The sequence below is a fragment of the Deinococcus sedimenti genome, assembly GCF_014648135.1.
GTDB classification, from domain to species: domain Bacteria; phylum Deinococcota; class Deinococci; order Deinococcales; family Deinococcaceae; genus Deinococcus; species Deinococcus sedimenti.
Genome location: NZ_BMQN01000062.1, coordinates 1 through 678, shown reverse-complemented (window position 1 = coordinate 678; position 678 = coordinate 1). Strand labels below are relative to the sequence as shown.

Here is a 678-nt window from a genome sequence, read left to right as displayed (position 1 = left end):
CCCTGACCTACACCCTGGCCTGGGGCGACGGGGCCACCGAAACCATCACCGGTGTGCGCACCTTCACCCGTGGACACACCTACGCTGCGCCCGGCACCTTCACCGTGACCGTCACCGCCCCGGACGCGACCCCCGCCACGCAGACCGTCACGGTGCGGGTTCCCGCACCGGTCCTGAGCGGCACGAACACCAACCTCACCCTCGCCCTGCAGATCAGCCGCCTCGTGGCAGGCGCCACCTACCGCGTGCAGTGGGGCGACACCCAGGAACAGACCATCACCGCCCAGGGCACCGACACCACCCTCACGCACACGTACGCCGCCCCCGGCCCGTCCACCGTGACCGTCACCCCTGCCCTCGGCGACGCCGCCACCCTCACCGTCGACATGCAGTACGTCAGCGTGGCCGCGCCCACCCTGACCGTCACGCCCGTCACCGCCCACGTGTACGCCGAAGTCCGCGCGGACTTCGGCGGTCTGATCCCCAGCCTGACCTACACCCTCGACTGGGGTGACGGTCAGCGCGACACGGTCACCGGCGCGGCCAGCGGCCAGAAGACGCACACGTACCCGCGCGCCGGAACGTACGCGGTGAGCCTCAAGGCCACGCAGTCCCCCGCCGCGACCACCAGCGTCACCATCACCCAGCCCGTGCCCGTCGTGACGGGCACGAGTACCG

At 71.7% G+C, this 678-nt stretch carries 1 protein-coding gene; it reads left to right on the top strand.

Going from position 1 to position 678, the window contains the following annotated elements:
* Positions 1-678 (top strand): PKD domain-containing protein (locus tag IEY69_RS21625; RefSeq protein WP_229784214.1); only part of this gene is annotated, 678 nt, incomplete at both ends.